The organism is Pseudofulvibacter geojedonensis, from assembly GCF_042675745.1.
GTDB lineage: Bacteria > Bacteroidota > Bacteroidia > Flavobacteriales > Flavobacteriaceae > Pseudofulvibacter > Pseudofulvibacter geojedonensis.
In genome coordinates this window covers 257,941-274,537 of the sequence record NZ_JBHTJM010000010.1, presented here as the reverse complement: position 1 = coordinate 274,537, position 16,597 = coordinate 257,941, and the positions used below count along the sequence as shown (strand labels likewise).

Here is a 16,597-nt window from a genome sequence, read left to right as displayed (position 1 = left end):
TTGTCGATAAAGGTAAGTTATTTTACTTTTTATACCAATTCTTAATTACATTCATTTATTTATAACTGAAAAAATATGTAGTTTTGCAGCATGATTTTAGACAACAACACCGCTAAGAAAACAGCTGAATTATTATTGCAAATAAACGCTATAAAATTACAGCCTAAAGAGCCTTTTACTTGGGCCTCTGGATGGAAATCTCCTATTTATTGCGACAACAGAATTACTTTATCTTTTCCAGAAGTAAGAACTTTTTTAAAGCAAAATTTAGCTCAACAAATAGAAAGTATTTATGGTAAGCCAGATGTAATAGCTGGTGTTGCTACTGGTGCTATTGGCATTGGTGCTTTAGTTGCAGAAGAACTAAATGTTCCTTTTGTTTACGTTCGCCCAGAACCTAAAAAACACGGAAGAAAAAACCAGATTGAAGGTTTTTTAGAACCTGAAAAAAATGTAGTAGTGGTAGAAGATTTAATTAGCACAGGTGGTAGTAGTTTAAAAGCTGTCGAAGCCTTAAAAGAAAATAATGCTAATGTTCTAGGCATGATTGCCTTATTTACTTATGGCTTTGCTATTGCTGAAGACAATTTTACAAATGCAAACGTTTCATTAAACACCCTAAGTAACTACGATGCTTTATTAGAACAAGCAGTAGACACAAAATATATTTCTGAAGAAGAAAGAAAAACTTTAGAAAATTGGCGTGTCAATCCATCAGAATGGAACACAGTTTGCTAATTAAAATCAAAAAACATTACACATGAACATAGAAGGAAACAAAATAATTGTAAATCAAGCTAAGGGAGACGTTATTTCTTTTTTAACGTCAGTAGAAAACTTTGAAAAATTAATGCCAGAAGGTGCTAAATTTGAAGTGCTGGGAGATGATATATTTTTATTTGCTCTTAAAGGAATGCCAGAAATAAAGCTTCGTTTACAGGAACAAACTGAAGATAAAGTTATTTTAGGAGCAGCTAGCGACAAACTACCTTTTACTTTAACTGCCGATTTAAAAGAAATTGAAACTACCAAAACAGAAGCACAATTGAGCTTTGAAGGTCAATTTAATCCTATGATGGCAATGATGGTTAAAGGTCCCATCACTAAATTTGTTGGACAACTTTCAGAAAAACTAGCACTTATCTAGTTTTTGATAAACATTATTATACTAAAAAGCATTTCTATCTTACAGAAATGCTTTTTAGTATAATAGTTTTACCTCTTTCAACCCAAATTCCTTTACCTCTTCATCTTCTAACAAAACTTGCAATTTACCTGTATCTGTAACATCTTTAATAATACCAATAAACACCTCTTTATTGGGCGTTTGAAATGTAGATGGTTTATTCAATCTAAACAATTCATTTTTAAAATCAGACTCAATTAATTTAAAATCATAAGTTCTTAAACGATCTACCTGAGATTTTAGCTCAGTAATCAAAAGAATTAAAATTTCATCTAGACTATAATGTATTCCTGTAAGCTTTTTTAACGAAGAAGCTTTTTTATATTCAAATTGTAATTGATTCACATTTAACCCAACCCCAATTATCGATTGAGTTGTATTGACATTCTTTACTATATTCTCTATTAAAATTCCACAAATTTTATAATTATCAGACAAAATGTCATTTGGCCATTTTATCTTTAAATTAGGCAACATTAATTTTTTTAAAACATTAAATAAACTTACAGAAACTGCACAATTTAAATAAAACTGCTTATCCAAACTTATAAAAGAAGTGTCTATAAACACACTATAAGTAAGGTTTTTTCCATCTTCAGTCTTCCACTTGCTTCCAAGTTGCCCCCTCCCTTTTGTTTGTCTATTTGCTACTATTACTGTAAAATCCTCTACAGATTTGTTTAATGACATTAGTTTTAAATAGTCATTAGTCGATTCAATGGTATGGAGTTTGATTATTTTGATAACGCAAATGTAAAACTTATAATAATTCTAAAGGTTTAACGATAAAAAAATAATATTTTTGTCGTTAAATTTTATCACAATTCTATTTAACTATAGAATTTGAATCAAATTATTCTAAATTTAAGGAATAGAAAACATATTTAATGACGAAAGATAAGGCAAGTACAGATACTTTAATTGCTACAATTCTAAAAGGAATAGAAGAAGTAAAAGGAAATGATATTGACATTTTAGACCTGCGTGAAATAGAAAATACCGTGTGCGACTATTTTATTATATGTAATGGTACGTCTAACACTCAAGTAAATGCCATTGTAGGGTCAATACAAAAAATAGTAAGTAAGGAAATTAAAGACAAACCTTGGCATATTGAAGGAACAGAAAATGCTGAGTGGATTTTAATGGATTATGTAAATGTAGTTGTTCATGTTTTTCAAAAACACATACGAGAATTCTACGATATTGAAGGTCTATGGGGTGATGCTAAAATAACTTCTATTCAAACCAATTACTAAAAAAATACTATGTCTGAAAACAAAAATAATGAACCAAAAAAATTAAAGTTTAATTCATATTGGATTTATGGATTAGTATTTATTGGTCTTCTTTTCTTTATGATGAATACCGACTCTAAGTCTGGTAATGATGTAAGTATATCTAAGTTTAAGGAATATGTTCCTAAAAACGATATTAAGAAGATTGTAATTGTACCTAACATGAGAATTGCTCATGTTTATTTAACCGAAAACGCTTTAAAAAAGGAAGCCTACAAACAATACAAACCTCAAAAGAGTTTTACATCTTTTATGAGTGAGCTTCCTAACTTCTCTGTAAAATTTATAGATCTACAAAATTTTGAAAATTATTTAGATCAGCAAAAAAAAGAAAACAACTTGAGTTTTAACCTAGAAGCTAAACCTCAAGATACAACTTTTACAGATTTACTTTTGAGCATTCTACCTTTTGTTTTAATAATCGGATTGTGGATATTCTTTATGAAACGTATGTCAGGAGGATCTGGTGGTGGTGCTGGAGGACAGATATTCAACATAGGTAAATCGAGAGCTAAGTTATTTGACCAAAAAACAGATGTAAAAACCACGTTTAAAGATGTTGCTGGTTTAGAAGGAGCTAAAGAAGAAGTTCAAGAAATAGTAGATTTTTTAAAAAACCCAGAAAAATATACTGCTTTAGGAGGTAAAATACCTAAAGGAGCTTTATTAGTAGGACCTCCTGGAACTGGTAAAACATTACTAGCAAAAGCAGTAGCTGGAGAAGCTAAGGTTCCTTTCTTTTCATTATCAGGTTCAGATTTCGTAGAAATGTTTGTAGGTGTAGGAGCGTCTAGGGTTCGAGATTTATTTAAGCAAGCAAAAGAAAAATCTCCTTCAATTATTTTTATTGATGAAATAGACGCTATTGGTAGAGCTAGAGGAAAAAACGCTATGTCTGGAAGTAATGATGAGCGAGAAAATACCTTAAACCAATTACTTACCGAAATGGATGGTTTTGGTTCTAAAGACAATGTTATTGTTTTAGCCGCAACCAATAGGGCTGACATTTTAGATAAAGCCTTAATGAGAGCTGGTAGATTTGACAGACAAATTCATGTAGAACTACCTAACTTAGCAGAAAGAAAAGAAATTTTTGAAGTTCATTTGAGACCTTTAAAAATTGACAAAGATTTAAATGTAGATTTTTTATCGAAACAAACTCCTGGTTTTTCTGGAGCAGACATTGCCAACATGTGTAATGAAGCAGCTTTAATTGCAGCTAGAAATGGTAAAAAATCTATAGAAAAACAAGATTTTCTTGATGCTGTAGATAGAATTGTTGGTGGTTTAGAGAAACGATCAAAAATCTTTTCTAAAGAAGAGAAAGACACTATTGCTTACCACGAAGCTGGACATGCCACGGTAAGCTGGTTCTTAAAGCATGCTAATCCTTTAGTAAAAGTTACTATTGTACCTAGAGGTCGTTCTTTGGGGGCTGCTTGGTACTTACCCGGAGAAACCCACATTACAAGAACAGAGAAATTATTAGATGAAATCTGTGTAACTATGGGAGGTAGAGCTGCAGAACGATTGATATTTAATAAGATCTCTACAGGAGCATTGAGTGACTTAGAAGATGTTACCAAAAAAGCAAAAGCAATGGTAATGATTTACGGGTTGAATGAAAAAGTTGGTAATGTTACTTATTACGACCCTAATGGACAAAACGGATTCACTAAGCCTTATAGCGAAAAAACAGCAGAACTTATTGATGAAGAAATTAAAAACATTATTGAAACACAGTACCAAAGAGCAATTAGTTTATTAGAAGAAAAGAAAGACAAACTAGTTATTCTTGCTGAAAGATTAATTGAACGAGAAGTTATTTTTAAAGATGATCTAGAAGAAATTTTTGGAAGTAACCAATTTAATGAAGAATCTAAAAACTCAACTGAGGAAGAATAAATTTAACATTTATTATAAAATACCAAAAAAAACTTAATTTGAATCATTTTAAATTAAGTTTTTTTTATCTTTGAAATTAAGGCTATTCAACCCTCAGAAGGCGGTGCACACAATATGGGAATATTTAAAAAATTATTTAGAAACAAAAAACAAGCTTCAACAGAATCTCAAGACGAAGAAAGAAGCAAATATATGCCTTCTGAAAAAATCCCAATTGATGAACTTTTCACAATAAATTTCATGAAAAATGGCGGTAAATTTATTTACTGTGATTCTTATGAAGAGATCAACCAAAATTTTTCAAACATTTTAGTAGAAAACAACTGGAATAATAGTAATGTTCTTTGTTTTAACGATGAGTTAAAGAATAAGTTCAAAACTTTCAATTTAAAATTTGAAAATCAAAACCCTTCTTTTTTCTTTACTACTTGCGAAAGCCTAATTGCAGATAAGGGGTCTATATTAATATCTTCAAATCAAATTAAGGAAAATAAAGTAGACAGTCTTCCAGAAAGTTTTGTATTATTCGCTACTACCAGTCAGCTTAAAGAAACTATTAGCGAAGGTTTAAGAAGTATTAAAGACCAAAATAAAAATCAAATACCTTCTAATATCACTACTTTAAAACACTTTAAGCACACATTAGAAGAAAAAGATTTTATGACTTACGGAAGTAGCACAAAAAACTTATATTTGCTGCTACTGGAAGATTTATAAAATGAATGAAACCCTTACCCGTGCCTTATCTGGCTTAGTATATATTACGGTATTTATTGTTGCTATTTACACATCTCAACAAGTACTAACAGCTGTTCTATTTATTTTTGGAGGTATTTCTTGTTGGGAACTAAAAAGACTATTAAAAGAAAAAAGCTCCATTCCATATTTTCAATTAATTATTGTATTTGGGATTCTTGCCTTTAGCACAAATATAAACACTCAAGAAAAAACCTTTTTAGCCCTAGCTGTTTTAAGCTTATTAGTTAACAGCTACCTAACCTATCAATTATTTACTTTAAAGCGATTGAAGGAAAGGAGTTTTTTTAAACAAATACTACCATTAGGATACCTAATAAGCTCTATTAGTTTACTAGCCATTACACCTAGCATACTTGGATCGTACAACCCTAATATTATCTTTGGTATTTTAGTTATTATATGGACAAATGACACTTTTGCCTACTTGGTTGGTAAGAATTTTGGAAAAAGAAAACTTTTTGAAAAAATATCTCCTAAAAAAACTATTGAAGGTTTTATAGGAGGAATGTTATTTGGCGTTTTAACGGGTTGTATTATGGCTTCTTTTGTACAAGAAATTGCTATTATACATTGGATTCTTTTAAGTATTATTATTACCACATTTGGTACAATTGGCGACTTAGTAGCTTCAAAGTTTAAAAGAGAAGCTAACATAAAAGATAGCAGTAATTTAATACCTGGACATGGTGGTTTTTTAGACAGGCTAGACAGTCTTTTATTTGTATCTCCATTTGTTTATTTATACATACAGTTATTAGCGAACACTTTATAAAAAAAAATCTATCAAAAATTACACCCAAAATACCAATACTAGTTCTATAAATTTAGGGCGAGAAAAGATTTATTCTTACCTTTAGACTCCTAGTTAACTTTATTATATCGTATAAATTAAAAGAAGAAGAAAAAATTGTGCTGAAAATGAATGATGAGGAATTACATATACGTTTTTTAAAAGCATTTGATGCAGCGAATGCAATGGAAAATATTGAAATTCCTATTGATTTACGCTTGCAATTTTATGCTTACTACAAACAAGCCACAATAAGTTCAAGTAATTTTTATAATCCAAACGATCCTGTAGATATTAGAAATGCATTTAAAATGAATGCTATTTTACAGGTGAAAGACTTAACTCCAAACGAGGCAAAATTAGCATATATAAAACTGGTAAACCAAACACTTATTAAGTATAAAATCAATCACATTAAACCAATATAAACTATTCTAATTATGAAAAGAGTAATCTTTTTAGCTATATGTTTAGCTACATTTATTTCATGCAAAAAAGAAAATAAACAACAAGAAGAAAACAAAACAGAAACTGTTGCTAAAGCAACTACATACCAAGTAGACCCAAGTGTAACTACTGTTGAATGGACAGCTTATAAAACAACAGCAAAAACCCCTGTTAAAGGGAAGTTTTTAAACTTAAACATCGACTCTCCTATTCAAGCAGAAGCTAAACAAAATGCTTTTGAAGGACTAACATTTAACATACCTGTCTCAAGTTTCTTTTCGAATAACGAAGAAAGAGACACTAAAATTAAAACCGTTTTTTGGGCAGTTATGAAAGAAACCAGTTTAGTTAGCGGCAACTTTTCTGACGTAAAAGGAAATGAAGAGTCTGGAACTATGAATTTGAATTTAAAGATGAATGGAGAAACAATCGCTATTCCTATGCAATATTCAATAGTAGAAAATAAAGTACTCTTAAATGGCACTATTAATAATTTACTAGACTGGAAAATGGAAGAGGCTTTTAACTCATTACATAAGGCATGTGAAACTTTACATACAGGAGAAGATGGAGTTAGTAAAACATGGCAAGAAGTGGCCATTAATGCTGTTGCTGTTTTAAAAACAAAATAAAACACTCTATACATATTGAAAATAAAAGCACGCTATTAGCGTGCTTTTATTTTATATTAACTATCTATCTTGATAAATTATTTACAACAGACCACAGAAGGAATATTGATATTCAATAAATTAAATCCTAATATTAAAATTAAGAAAAAAATAACTTATCCCTCTGGAAAAGAAAACAACTCAGTAATAAAACAATTGATGGAATATATCATCTTAAACCCATAAAAAAGAATAAAAAACCATAACCTATTGATTATCAAGTGTTTTATCCGTAAATTTAAGTGTGTAATTTATAAAACAACTATTATGAAAAAAATTGGGGATTTTATTAGGTATAATCTGTTTACTTTGTTTATCAATCAGTTTCACTAGTGAAAGAGAAAATCAAAAAGTAACTATTTGTCATATTCCTCCTGGGAATCCAGACAATGCTCATGAAATTACTGTAAGCACAAATGCTGTTAGAGCTCATTTAGCTCATGGTGACTCTATTGGAAATTGTCCTTGTGATGATGACGTAAATTAAAATAACTTAATTTAAAAGGAGAAGCCTTTCTTGCTAATAAGAAAGGCTTCTCCTTTTTATTTAGACAAATAAACCGAGTATTAATTTAGCGCAGCTAAACTCTCTTTAATTGTTTCTATTTTAGCTAGAGCGTCACTTTCTTTCTTTCGCTCCATAATAATTACTTGCTCTGGTGCATTAGAAACAAATCGCTCATTAGACAATTTCTTTTGAACAGATTTTAAGAACCCTTCTGCTCTTTCTAATTCTTTTGTTAACTTTTCTATTTCTTCCTCAACATTAATAGCTCCATTCATTGGAATAAAATACTCATTAGATTTCACCCTAAAACTTAATGATCCTTCTACTTTATCACTTACATAACTTAACTCAGAAACATTACCCATTTTAGTAATTACTGAGTCAAAGTTTTTAGCAGATTTCTCATTATTTAAAACAGACAATTCAATAGTATCTTTAAAAGATATGTTCTTATCTTTTCTAATAGTTCGAATACCCGATATTACACCTGAAGCAATTTCAAAATCTTTCAAAATAGTTTTATTAACTTCTTTTGTTTCTGGCCAAGCAGCTACTATTAAGGCTTCGTCTGCTGTTCTTTCTGTAATACTTTGCCATATATCTTCTGTTAAGAAAGGCATATATGGGTGTAATATTTTCAAGTTATTTTCAAATGCATTAATAACTGCATCAAAAGTAATTTTATCTATTGGTTGCTGATAACCTGGCTTTACCATTTCTAACAACCATGAACAGAAATCATCCCAAATTAATTTATAAATAGCCATTAAAGCGTCAGACAAACGATACTTACTAAAATGATCTTCAATCTCTAATAATACTTCTTGAAAACGAGACTCAAACCATTCTAATGCAATTTTACTAGATTCAGGCTGAGCAATAGTTGCATCTACTTCCCATCCGCTAACCAATCTATGAGCATTAAAAATTTTGTTTCCAAAAGCTTTTCCTTGTTGACAGAGAGCTTCATCAAACATTAAATCGTTACCAGCAGCAGAACTTAATAATAGCCCTACCCTTACTCCGTCTGCACTATAATCATCTATTAATTTTAACGCATCTGGAGAATTTCCTAACGACTTAGACATTTTTCTACGTTGCTTGTCACGCACCAATCCTGTTAAATAAACATTTTGAAATGGCTTAGCATCTTTATACTCGTAACCAGCAATAATCATTCTAGCCACCCAGAAAAACAAAATATCTGGTCCAGTTACTAAATCATTAGTAGGATAATAATATTTTATCTCTTCATTTTCAGGGTTTCTAATTCCATCAAAAACAGACATTGGCCATAACCAAGATGAGAACCATGTATCTAAAGCATCAGGATCTTGAGTTAAATCGGATTTAGATAACGAAGTATTACCTGTTTTTTCTTGAGCTAACTTAACTGCATCTTCAACAGTTTCAGCCACAACAAAATCTTCTTTACCATCTCCATAGAAATAAGCTGGAATTTGTTGCCCCCACCATAACTGACGAGAAATATTCCAATCGCGAATATTTTCTAACCAATGACGATATGTATTTTCAAATTTTTTAGGATATAACTGTATTTCATTATCATCACCTAAAACACCTTCTATAGCTGGTTTAACCAACTCCTCCATCTTTAAGAACCATTGATCTGATAATCTCGGCTCAATAATAGCCTTAGTTCTTTCAGAAATCCCTACTCTATTATTATGATCTTCAGTTTTTACTAACTGTCCGTTAACCTCTAATTCTTTAACAATTTCTTTTCTCGCAGTAAAACGATCTTTTCCTTGATAGTGTAACCCAAAGCTATTTAAAGTAGCATCTTCATTGAAAATATCTATTACCTCTAAGTTATGCTTATCTCCTAAAACCTTATCGTTTTCATCATGAGCTGGGGTTACTTTTAAGCAACCTGTACCAAACTCTACATCAACATATTCATCTTCTATAATAGGAATTACTCTTCCAGAAATAGGAACAATAGCTTTCTTTCCTTTTAAATGAGTATGACGTTCATCATTAGGGTTGATACAAATAGCTGTATCTCCTAAAATTGTTTCTGGACGTGTAGTTGCTATGGTTAAAACCTCATTAGAACCTTCTATTTGGTAATTTACATGATAAAGTTTTCCTTGCTTGTCTACATATTCTACCTCTTCATCAGACAATGTTGTTTTAGCTTCAGGATCCCAATTTACCATTCTATACCCTCTGTAAATTAATCCTTTATTGTATAAATCAACAAAAACTTTAATTACAGCTTCGTTCATATCAGCATCCATTGTAAACTTGGTTCTATCCCAATCACAAGAACATCCTAACTTTTTCAACTGTTCTAAAATTACTCCTCCATATTCATGAGTCCAATCCCAAGCGTGCTTTAAAAACTCATCTCTAGTTAAATCATTCTTATCTATACCTTGCTCTTTTAATTTAGCAACAACTTTTGCCTCTGTTGCAATAGATGCATGATCTGTACCAGGAATCCAACAAGCATTTTTACCTTGTAAACGAGCGCGACGTATTAATACATCTTGAATAGTATTGTTTAGCATATGTCCCATATGCAATACTCCCGTAACATTTGGTGGAGGGATAACTATTGTATAGGGTTCGCGTTCATCTGGAGTAGAATGAAAATATCCATTCTCCATCCAGTGTTTATACCATTTTTCTTCTACTGCTGTAGCGTTGTATTTACCTGTACTACTCATTTTTGGTCTGATATTTGTAATATAATTAGCAAAAGTAACTATTAGACTGCTATTTAAAAAGCTTTTAAGGTTTTTGTGATTAATATTTTAGCACAAGTTATTTATATAAAGATTATTGTGGTTGGTCTAGTTCTTTTTGCAGCAATTTAAAGTCTGCTTAATTTTACGTACATTTGAATCTTAAGGTTCTAAATATGTTTAACCTTTACTAAAATTAAAAAAAATGAAAAAGTTATTATTAGGTTTATTCTTCAGTGTTTTCAGCTTAGCAATTTTTGCTCAAGAAGCTAAAATTGAATTTAAAAAAGAAACTATAGACTACGGAAAAATAGAAAACGGAAGTGATGGTATTAGAACTTTTGAGTTCACTAATATTGGTGATGCTCCTTTAGTTATTTCTAATGTTAAATCTAGTTGTGGTTGTACTGTTCCTAAAAAACCAACTGCTCCAATTGCTCCGGGAGAAAATGGAGTTATTGAAGTAAAGTACGATACTAAAAGAACTGGTTTTATTAGAAAAACAATTACTGTAACATCTAATGCTACCAATGTAAAAGGAGGTTTGTCTTACTTAAAAATAAAAGGAGAGATTAAAAAACCTGACACTCAAAGTGTGCTAGAAAAAAAACAAAAATCTATCATGGAACAATAAACGTTTCATTTCATAATACTTTCAATGCTCTAGTTTACTAGGGCATTTTTTATTAACGGAGATTTTAAGTAAATAATCTTTATCAGCTTTTTTCCTTTTCGCTCAACTTTTAATTCTAGACGTTTGTTTTCTTCATCAAAAAACAATGAATTAATTGCTTTTAATTTATATCTAAAAGTTTTAGTTCCATTTACCTCAATTAACTTATCATCCTTTTGCAATCCAACTAAATCTGCAGGAGAGTTTTTTCGCACATGATCTATCACAAATTCTGGACTTAACAAGTAACTTAAATCTACATATGATATAAAGTTATTTTGCTCTAAACTCTTTAATAAAGGGTTGTTTTTATTTGCTTCTACAGCTTCTCCATCTTGTCTTAAAATTATTCCAGTTTTATTGTAATAAAAAGGTTCGTCTATCCATTTATTAGGTTTTAAATACATTTTTTCGTTATTATAATCTAACACTATTGTAAATCTTTTTAATAATTCTGAACCTATACTACCTGCTCTGTTTTTTTGTTCTAATAACTCAGGAGGCAGCTGTTCTTTATAAGGATAGGCTATTTTAACATCTTTAAAAACTTGTCCTACAAAATCTAACATTTCAATTTTACTTCTTTTACCGGTTATTTCGCCAGAAATAGTCATTCCTAAAAAATCTTCATAATATCCAAAGTTTTGCAGCGAGTTAACATCCACATCAAACATCCATAAACTATCACTCATACCAGTATCTAAAAGCAAATTTACTTTCCTGTTATTTACTTTAGCATTTACAAAAGGCTTCCCTTTTATTATATCTAAAGAAACTTTTTCAAAAGAATTCCATCTTCTTTTATAAGTTTCTTCTGGAAATACCCTTATTAATTGAGATTGATAAAGTACTTCTACAACAAAATTTTTAAAAAAATGATATCCTAAAATTCCATGAATTTCTTTCCCTAAATAAGATGATAAATGTTCGTTTTGATTTAATGCCACATAAACCATATGATTATCACATACTAAGCCCCCCACTTTTAGGGTATTCCCTTCAGACTTTAAAGCTTGTATTTCTTCATCGTTAATTCCTTTAATTTTTAACAACCTGGTATTTAACAATGTGATTGAATCTACCTTTTTTACATTAAACAATACTGTTTCTCTAACTCCAGTATCTAATAAGAACGATAATTGTGCTCCATTTACCTCAACAGGAACAATCATTAAATTATTAATTAACTCAAAATGAATTTTAGCTTTCTTCTTTTCGACGGGAAAATCAAAATTAGATTGCGCTGTTGCTTTGCTGCAGCAAAACATTAATAGTAAAAAAGAGATATACAAAGTAAACAAACGCATTATTAGAGAATTAGTATTTACTTAAAGTTACAAACTTCACAGCTTTTTTTAAATCATTTAACAACATTTAACAGTCTTTAAATACAATTAAATTATGTAATTTTGCATACCAAAATAAATAACAAAATGCCACAAATATCTGCTAAAGGAAATGCTATGCCGCAATCACCAATAAGAAAATTGGTGCCATTTGCTGAAGCTGCTAAAAAGAGAGGTACTACTGTATTTCATCTAAACATTGGTCAGCCTGATATTAAAACACCTCAGGTTGCTTTAGATGCCATAAAAAATAATGATATAGAAGTTCTAGCTTACTCAAGATCTGAAGGTTCGGAAGAGTATAGAACTAAAATTGCTAATTATTATAGTAAACATAATGTAGCTGTAAAACACGATGATATAATTGTTACTACAGGAGGTTCAGAAGCTTTATTATTTACTTTTGGAAGCATTATGGATGCTGATGACGAAGTGATTATACCTGAACCTTTTTATGCTAACTACAATGGTTTTTCTACTGCTTCAGGTGTTAAAGTTGTTCCAGTAATGTCTTCTATAGACAATGGTTTTGCTTTACCTCCTATTGAAGAATTCGAAAAGTTAATTTCTCCTAAAACAAAGGCTATTTTAATTTGTAACCCAGGAAACCCAACTGGTTATTTATATAGCAAAGAAGAAATTAAAAAATTAGCAGAAATCGTTAAAAAACATGACTTGTTTTTAATTGCTGATGAAGTATATCGTGAATTTGCATACGATGGATTAACACATCATTCCGTTTTAGCTGAAGAAGGGTTAGACGAAAACGCCATTGTTATTGACTCTGTTTCTAAACGATATAGTATGTGTGGCGCCAGAATTGGTTGCATTGTATCTAGGAATAAAAACTTTATGGCTACTGCCATGAAATTTGCCCAAGCAAGATTAAGCCCTCCAACCTATGCTCAAATAGCTTCTGAAGCTGCTTTAGAAACTCCAGATAGTTATTTTACAGACGTAATTGAAGAATACACAGAAAGAAGAAATACTTTAATTAGTGAATTACAAAAGATAGAAGGTGTAAAAGTTGCAACTCCTAAAGGTGCCTTTTACTGTATTGCAGAGTTACCAGTTCTAAATGCTGATGATTTTGCTCAATGGTTATTAGAAAAATTTGATTTAAACGGTGAGACAATTATGGTAGCTCCAGCAGCAGGTTTTTACTCTACTCCTGGTGTAGGTATGAATCAAGTTCGCATAGCCTATGTATTAGAAAAATTATCTTTAATAACCGCTGCAAATATTTTAAAAGAAGCCTTAGTTGAATATAAAGCGACTGTAGAGGTTGCTACTTTATAATAGAGATTGAGCTTGTCGAAATTAAAAGTAACTTCGACAAGCTCATCTCCTAACTTCAAAAAAATATTTCCTCTTGAATATTCAACACAACATATCGCTCAAACCATATAACACTTTTGGTATAGATGTAAAAGCTATTGATTTTATTTCTGTAAGTAATTTAGCTGAACTGCAAACGGTACTAAAACACCAAAACAGTGATCTTTTTTTGTTAGGAGGTGGAAGTAATATGTTACTTACCAAAGATATTACCAATAAGCTAGTAATTCACCTAAACCTTAAAGGGAAAGAGATTATTAAGCAAAATGAAGATTTTGTCTGGATAAAAGCTAATGCTGGTGAGAATTGGCATGAATTTATTCTTTGGTGCTTAGATCAAGATTTTGGCGGATTAGAAAACATGTCCTTAATCCCGGGTAATATTGGTACAGCTCCTATCCAAAATATTGGTGCTTATGGAAAAGAACTAAAAGACAATTTTATTGAGTGCGAAGCTGTAGAAATTACTTCTGGGAAAGTTCACACTTTCAGTAAAGAAAATTGTCAATTTGGCTATAGAAACTCCATATTCAAAAACGAATTAAAAGACAAATATATTATCACATCGGTTACTTTTAAATTAACCAAACAAAACCACCAACTCAACACTTCATATGGCGCTATTGAGAGTGAACTAGACAAGCAAAAAGTTACCAACCCATCCATAAAAGACATTTCGAATGCCGTAATTACTATTAGACAGTCTAAATTGCCCGATCCTAAAGAATTAGGTAATAGTGGTAGTTTTTTTAAAAACCCTGTAATTTCTCAAGAAGATTTTAAAAAATTTATTTCAAAGTTCCCTGAAGCTCCTAGCTATAGAATGTCAGATAGTGAAGTAAAAATACCTGCTGGTTGGCTTATTGAACAAACTGGATTTAAAGGAAAACGATTTGGAGACGCTGGAGTTCATAAAAATCAAGCCTTGGTCTTAGTTAATTACAACAATGCAACAGGAGAAGAAATATGGGACTTAGCCATGAAAATTAAAACAACTGTTTTAAAAAAATTCAACATAGAGATCAACCCAGAAGTTAATATTTATTAAAAATATTTTTTGAGGTATAATTATTGTTACTTTTACTTTATTAATAAGTAACGAACATGAAAAATATTTATACTTTCTTTTTACTACTTCCATTGTTTCTATCTGCTCAAAACGGATTATTTGAGCATAAGGAAACTTTTACTCGTCAAGATTCTTTAAGAGGTAGTATTACTCCTGAAAGAGCCTGGTGGGACCTAAAACATTACACCTTATCTGTAGAAGTTTTTCCTAAAACTAAAACTATTAAAGGTTCTAATATCATAAATTTTAAAGTATTAAAACCTGCTAAACGATTACAAATAGACTTACAAAAACCACTCAAAATTACTCAAGTTATTTATAAAAATAATGAGCTAAATTTTACTAGAGAGGGAAACGTTTTTTGGATAGATTTTCCTGACAACTTAACTATAAACTCTAACGAAAGTATTACTATTTTTTATGAAGGTACACCTACAGAAAGTAAAAACCCACCTTGGTCTGGCGGAATTACTTGGCGTAAAGATAAAAACGGCACCGATTTTATAGCTTCTTCTAATCAAGGTATTGGTGCTAGTATTTGGTGGCCCAATAAAGACCATAGTTATGATGAACCTGATAATGGAATAGATATGTTTATAACCGTTCCAGAACATTTAACAGATGTTTCTAATGGTAGACTAATCGATATAAAACATAATAAGGAAGCTAAAACTAAAACTTTTCACTGGCAAGTAATAAACCCCATTAACAATTATGGAGTTAATATCAACATTGGTGATTACACACACTTTTCTGAGGTCTACAAAGGCGAAAAAGGTAATCTAGATTGCCAATATTGGGTATTAAAACATCATTTAAGCAAAGCTAAAGAACAATTTAAGCAAGCTACAATGACCATTGAAGCATTTGAACATTGGTTTGGCCCATACCCTTTTTATGAAGATAGCTTTAAATTAGTTGAAGCTCCATACTTAGGAATGGAACATCAAAGTTCTGTTACCTATGGTAATAAATACCGTAATGGTTATTTAGGAAGTGATTTAAGTGGTACTGGGGTTGGATTAAAGTTCGATTTTATAATTGTACATGAGTCAGGTCATGAGTGGTTTGCTAACAATATTACCCATAAAGATGTAGCCGACATGTGGATACACGAAGGTTTTACCGCCTACTCTGAAAATTTATATGTTGACTATCATTTTTCAACTGAAGAAGCAAATACTTATGTTATTGGTACTAGAAGAATGATTAAAAATGATAAACCTTTAATTGGTCAATATTGTGTAAACAACGAAGGTTCAGGAGACATGTATTATAAAGGGGCCAATATTATACACACTATTAGGCAAATGGTAAATGATGATGAAAAATGGAGAAATATTTTACGTGGTTTAAACGAAGAATTCTATCATCAACAAGTTACCACTCAACAGATAGAAAATTATATAATTAACCAATCTGGTTTAGATTTAAAAGGTTTTTTTAATCAATATTTAAGAACCACTAAAATACCTATCCTTGAATATCAAATAGATAAAAATGTTGTTAAATTCAAGTTTAATAATTCAGTTAATAATTTAAACTTCCCCATTAAAGTATATATAAACAATAAAGCAGTATGGCTTAATGTATCTAATAAATTACAAGTTTTTAAAAGTAATAAACCTATAAAAACATTTATAGTAGACAAAAATTTTTACTTAAAACATCAAAAAAAATAGTTTTAAATTCATTGCAAACGAAACCCCTAAACATTTATTTTGTAACACATTTTAAGTTAAAAATGTGAGCATAACAACAAAAAAGCTTCAGTTTAAACAACTCAACACTCTAAAAAAACTCATTTGTATGTAAAAACAACCAAAAAAGCAGTAGTTTAACAGAGGTTAGTATAATAACATACTATACATCAGCACTTTACGTCTTTTCATC

At 30.4% G+C, this 16,597-nt stretch carries 16 protein-coding genes; 13 read left to right on the top strand and 3 right to left on the bottom strand.

The genetic code is table 11. The features are described 5' to 3' along the window. Positions 1-90 precede the first annotated feature (90 nt). On the top strand, positions 91-738 hold the full coding sequence (pyrE, locus tag ACFQ1O_RS13205; RefSeq protein WP_377716647.1) for an orotate phosphoribosyltransferase: 648 nt from the start codon (positions 91-93) through the stop codon (positions 736-738). Positions 739-760: 22 nt separating this feature from the next. Next, positions 761-1,147, top strand: a complete 387-nt coding sequence (locus ACFQ1O_RS13200; protein ID WP_377716645.1) for an SRPBCC family protein — start codon at positions 761-763, stop codon at positions 1,145-1,147. A 54-nt stretch (positions 1,148-1,201) separates the two neighbouring features. On the opposite strand, the gene ACFQ1O_RS13195 is transcribed toward ACFQ1O_RS13200, so the two are convergent. Continuing rightward, positions 1,202-1,921, bottom strand: a complete 720-nt coding sequence (locus tag ACFQ1O_RS13195) for a biotin--[acetyl-CoA-carboxylase] ligase (protein ID WP_377716888.1) — start codon at positions 1,919-1,921, stop codon at positions 1,202-1,204. Between the two features lie 152 nt (positions 1,922-2,073). Between ACFQ1O_RS13195 and rsfS the strand changes: the two genes are divergently transcribed. From rsfS to ACFQ1O_RS13160, 7 genes are all read left to right on the top strand, one after another. Further along, a complete protein-coding gene (gene rsfS / locus ACFQ1O_RS13190; RefSeq protein WP_377716644.1) occupies positions 2,074-2,445 on the top strand; it encodes a ribosome silencing factor in 372 nt (123 codons plus the stop codon). A 9-nt stretch (positions 2,446-2,454) separates the two neighbouring features. Further along, entirely contained in the window at positions 2,455-4,389 is a 1,935-nt protein-coding gene (gene ftsH / locus ACFQ1O_RS13185) for an ATP-dependent zinc metalloprotease FtsH (protein ID WP_377716643.1), read from the top strand. A gap of 114 nt (positions 4,390-4,503) precedes the next feature. Further along, positions 4,504-5,106 carry an LUD domain-containing protein gene (locus tag ACFQ1O_RS13180; protein WP_377716641.1) on the top strand — a complete coding sequence of 201 codons (603 nt, stop codon included), beginning with the start codon at positions 4,504-4,506 and terminating at the stop codon, positions 5,104-5,106. A 1-nt stretch (position 5,107) separates the two neighbouring features. Continuing rightward, positions 5,108-5,920: a phosphatidate cytidylyltransferase gene (locus ACFQ1O_RS13175; RefSeq protein ID WP_377716639.1), complete on the top strand. Its 813-nt coding sequence runs from the start codon at positions 5,108-5,110 to the stop codon at positions 5,918-5,920. Between the two features lie 146 nt (positions 5,921-6,066). Beyond that, on the top strand, positions 6,067-6,366 hold the full coding sequence (locus ACFQ1O_RS13170; protein WP_377716886.1) for an acyl-CoA-binding protein: 300 nt from the start codon (positions 6,067-6,069) through the stop codon (positions 6,364-6,366). Positions 6,367-6,378: 12 nt separating this feature from the next. Next, positions 6,379-7,017 (top strand): YceI family protein, encoded by a 639-nt coding sequence (locus tag ACFQ1O_RS13165; protein WP_377716637.1) that lies wholly within the window; start codon positions 6,379-6,381, stop codon positions 7,015-7,017. Between the two features lie 316 nt (positions 7,018-7,333). Further along, a complete protein-coding gene (locus ACFQ1O_RS13160; protein ID WP_377716635.1) occupies positions 7,334-7,543 on the top strand; it encodes a hypothetical protein in 210 nt (69 codons plus the stop codon). Between the two features lie 80 nt (positions 7,544-7,623). Here the strand turns inward: ACFQ1O_RS13160 and ACFQ1O_RS13155 are convergent, their stop codons facing one another. Beyond that, the gene (locus ACFQ1O_RS13155) at positions 7,624-10,260 is read right to left on the bottom strand and encodes a valine--tRNA ligase (RefSeq protein WP_377716633.1); all 2,637 of its coding nucleotides are present in this window, start codon (positions 10,258-10,260) and stop codon (positions 7,624-7,626) included. Positions 10,261-10,483: 223 nt separating this feature from the next. Here ACFQ1O_RS13155 and ACFQ1O_RS13150 point away from each other — a divergent pair, with 223 nt between their 5' ends. Beyond that, positions 10,484-10,912: a DUF1573 domain-containing protein gene (locus ACFQ1O_RS13150; RefSeq protein ID WP_377716631.1), complete on the top strand. Its 429-nt coding sequence runs from the start codon at positions 10,484-10,486 to the stop codon at positions 10,910-10,912. 29 nt (positions 10,913-10,941) lie between these two features. Here ACFQ1O_RS13150 and ACFQ1O_RS13145 read toward each other — a convergent pair whose 3' ends face one another. Beyond that, positions 10,942-12,219, bottom strand: coding sequence for an aspartyl protease family protein (locus ACFQ1O_RS13145; RefSeq protein WP_377716629.1), 1,278 nt, complete (start codon positions 12,217-12,219; stop codon positions 10,942-10,944). Between the two features lie 165 nt (positions 12,220-12,384). On the opposite strand from ACFQ1O_RS13145, the gene ACFQ1O_RS13140 reads away from it, so the two are divergent. The 3 genes from ACFQ1O_RS13140 to ACFQ1O_RS13130 all read left to right on the top strand — a co-directional run bounded on the left by ACFQ1O_RS13140 (position 12,385) and on the right by ACFQ1O_RS13130 (position 16,386). After that, positions 12,385-13,596: a pyridoxal phosphate-dependent aminotransferase gene (locus ACFQ1O_RS13140; protein ID WP_377716627.1), complete on the top strand. Its 1,212-nt coding sequence runs from the start codon at positions 12,385-12,387 to the stop codon at positions 13,594-13,596. A gap of 73 nt (positions 13,597-13,669) precedes the next feature. Continuing rightward, positions 13,670-14,683, top strand: a complete 1,014-nt coding sequence (gene murB, locus ACFQ1O_RS13135; protein ID WP_377716625.1) for a UDP-N-acetylmuramate dehydrogenase — start codon at positions 13,670-13,672, stop codon at positions 14,681-14,683. A 56-nt stretch (positions 14,684-14,739) separates the two neighbouring features. Then, positions 14,740-16,386 carry a M1 family metallopeptidase gene (locus tag ACFQ1O_RS13130; protein WP_377716623.1) on the top strand — a complete coding sequence of 549 codons (1,647 nt, stop codon included), beginning with the start codon at positions 14,740-14,742 and terminating at the stop codon, positions 16,384-16,386. Positions 16,387-16,597 lie beyond the last annotated feature (211 nt).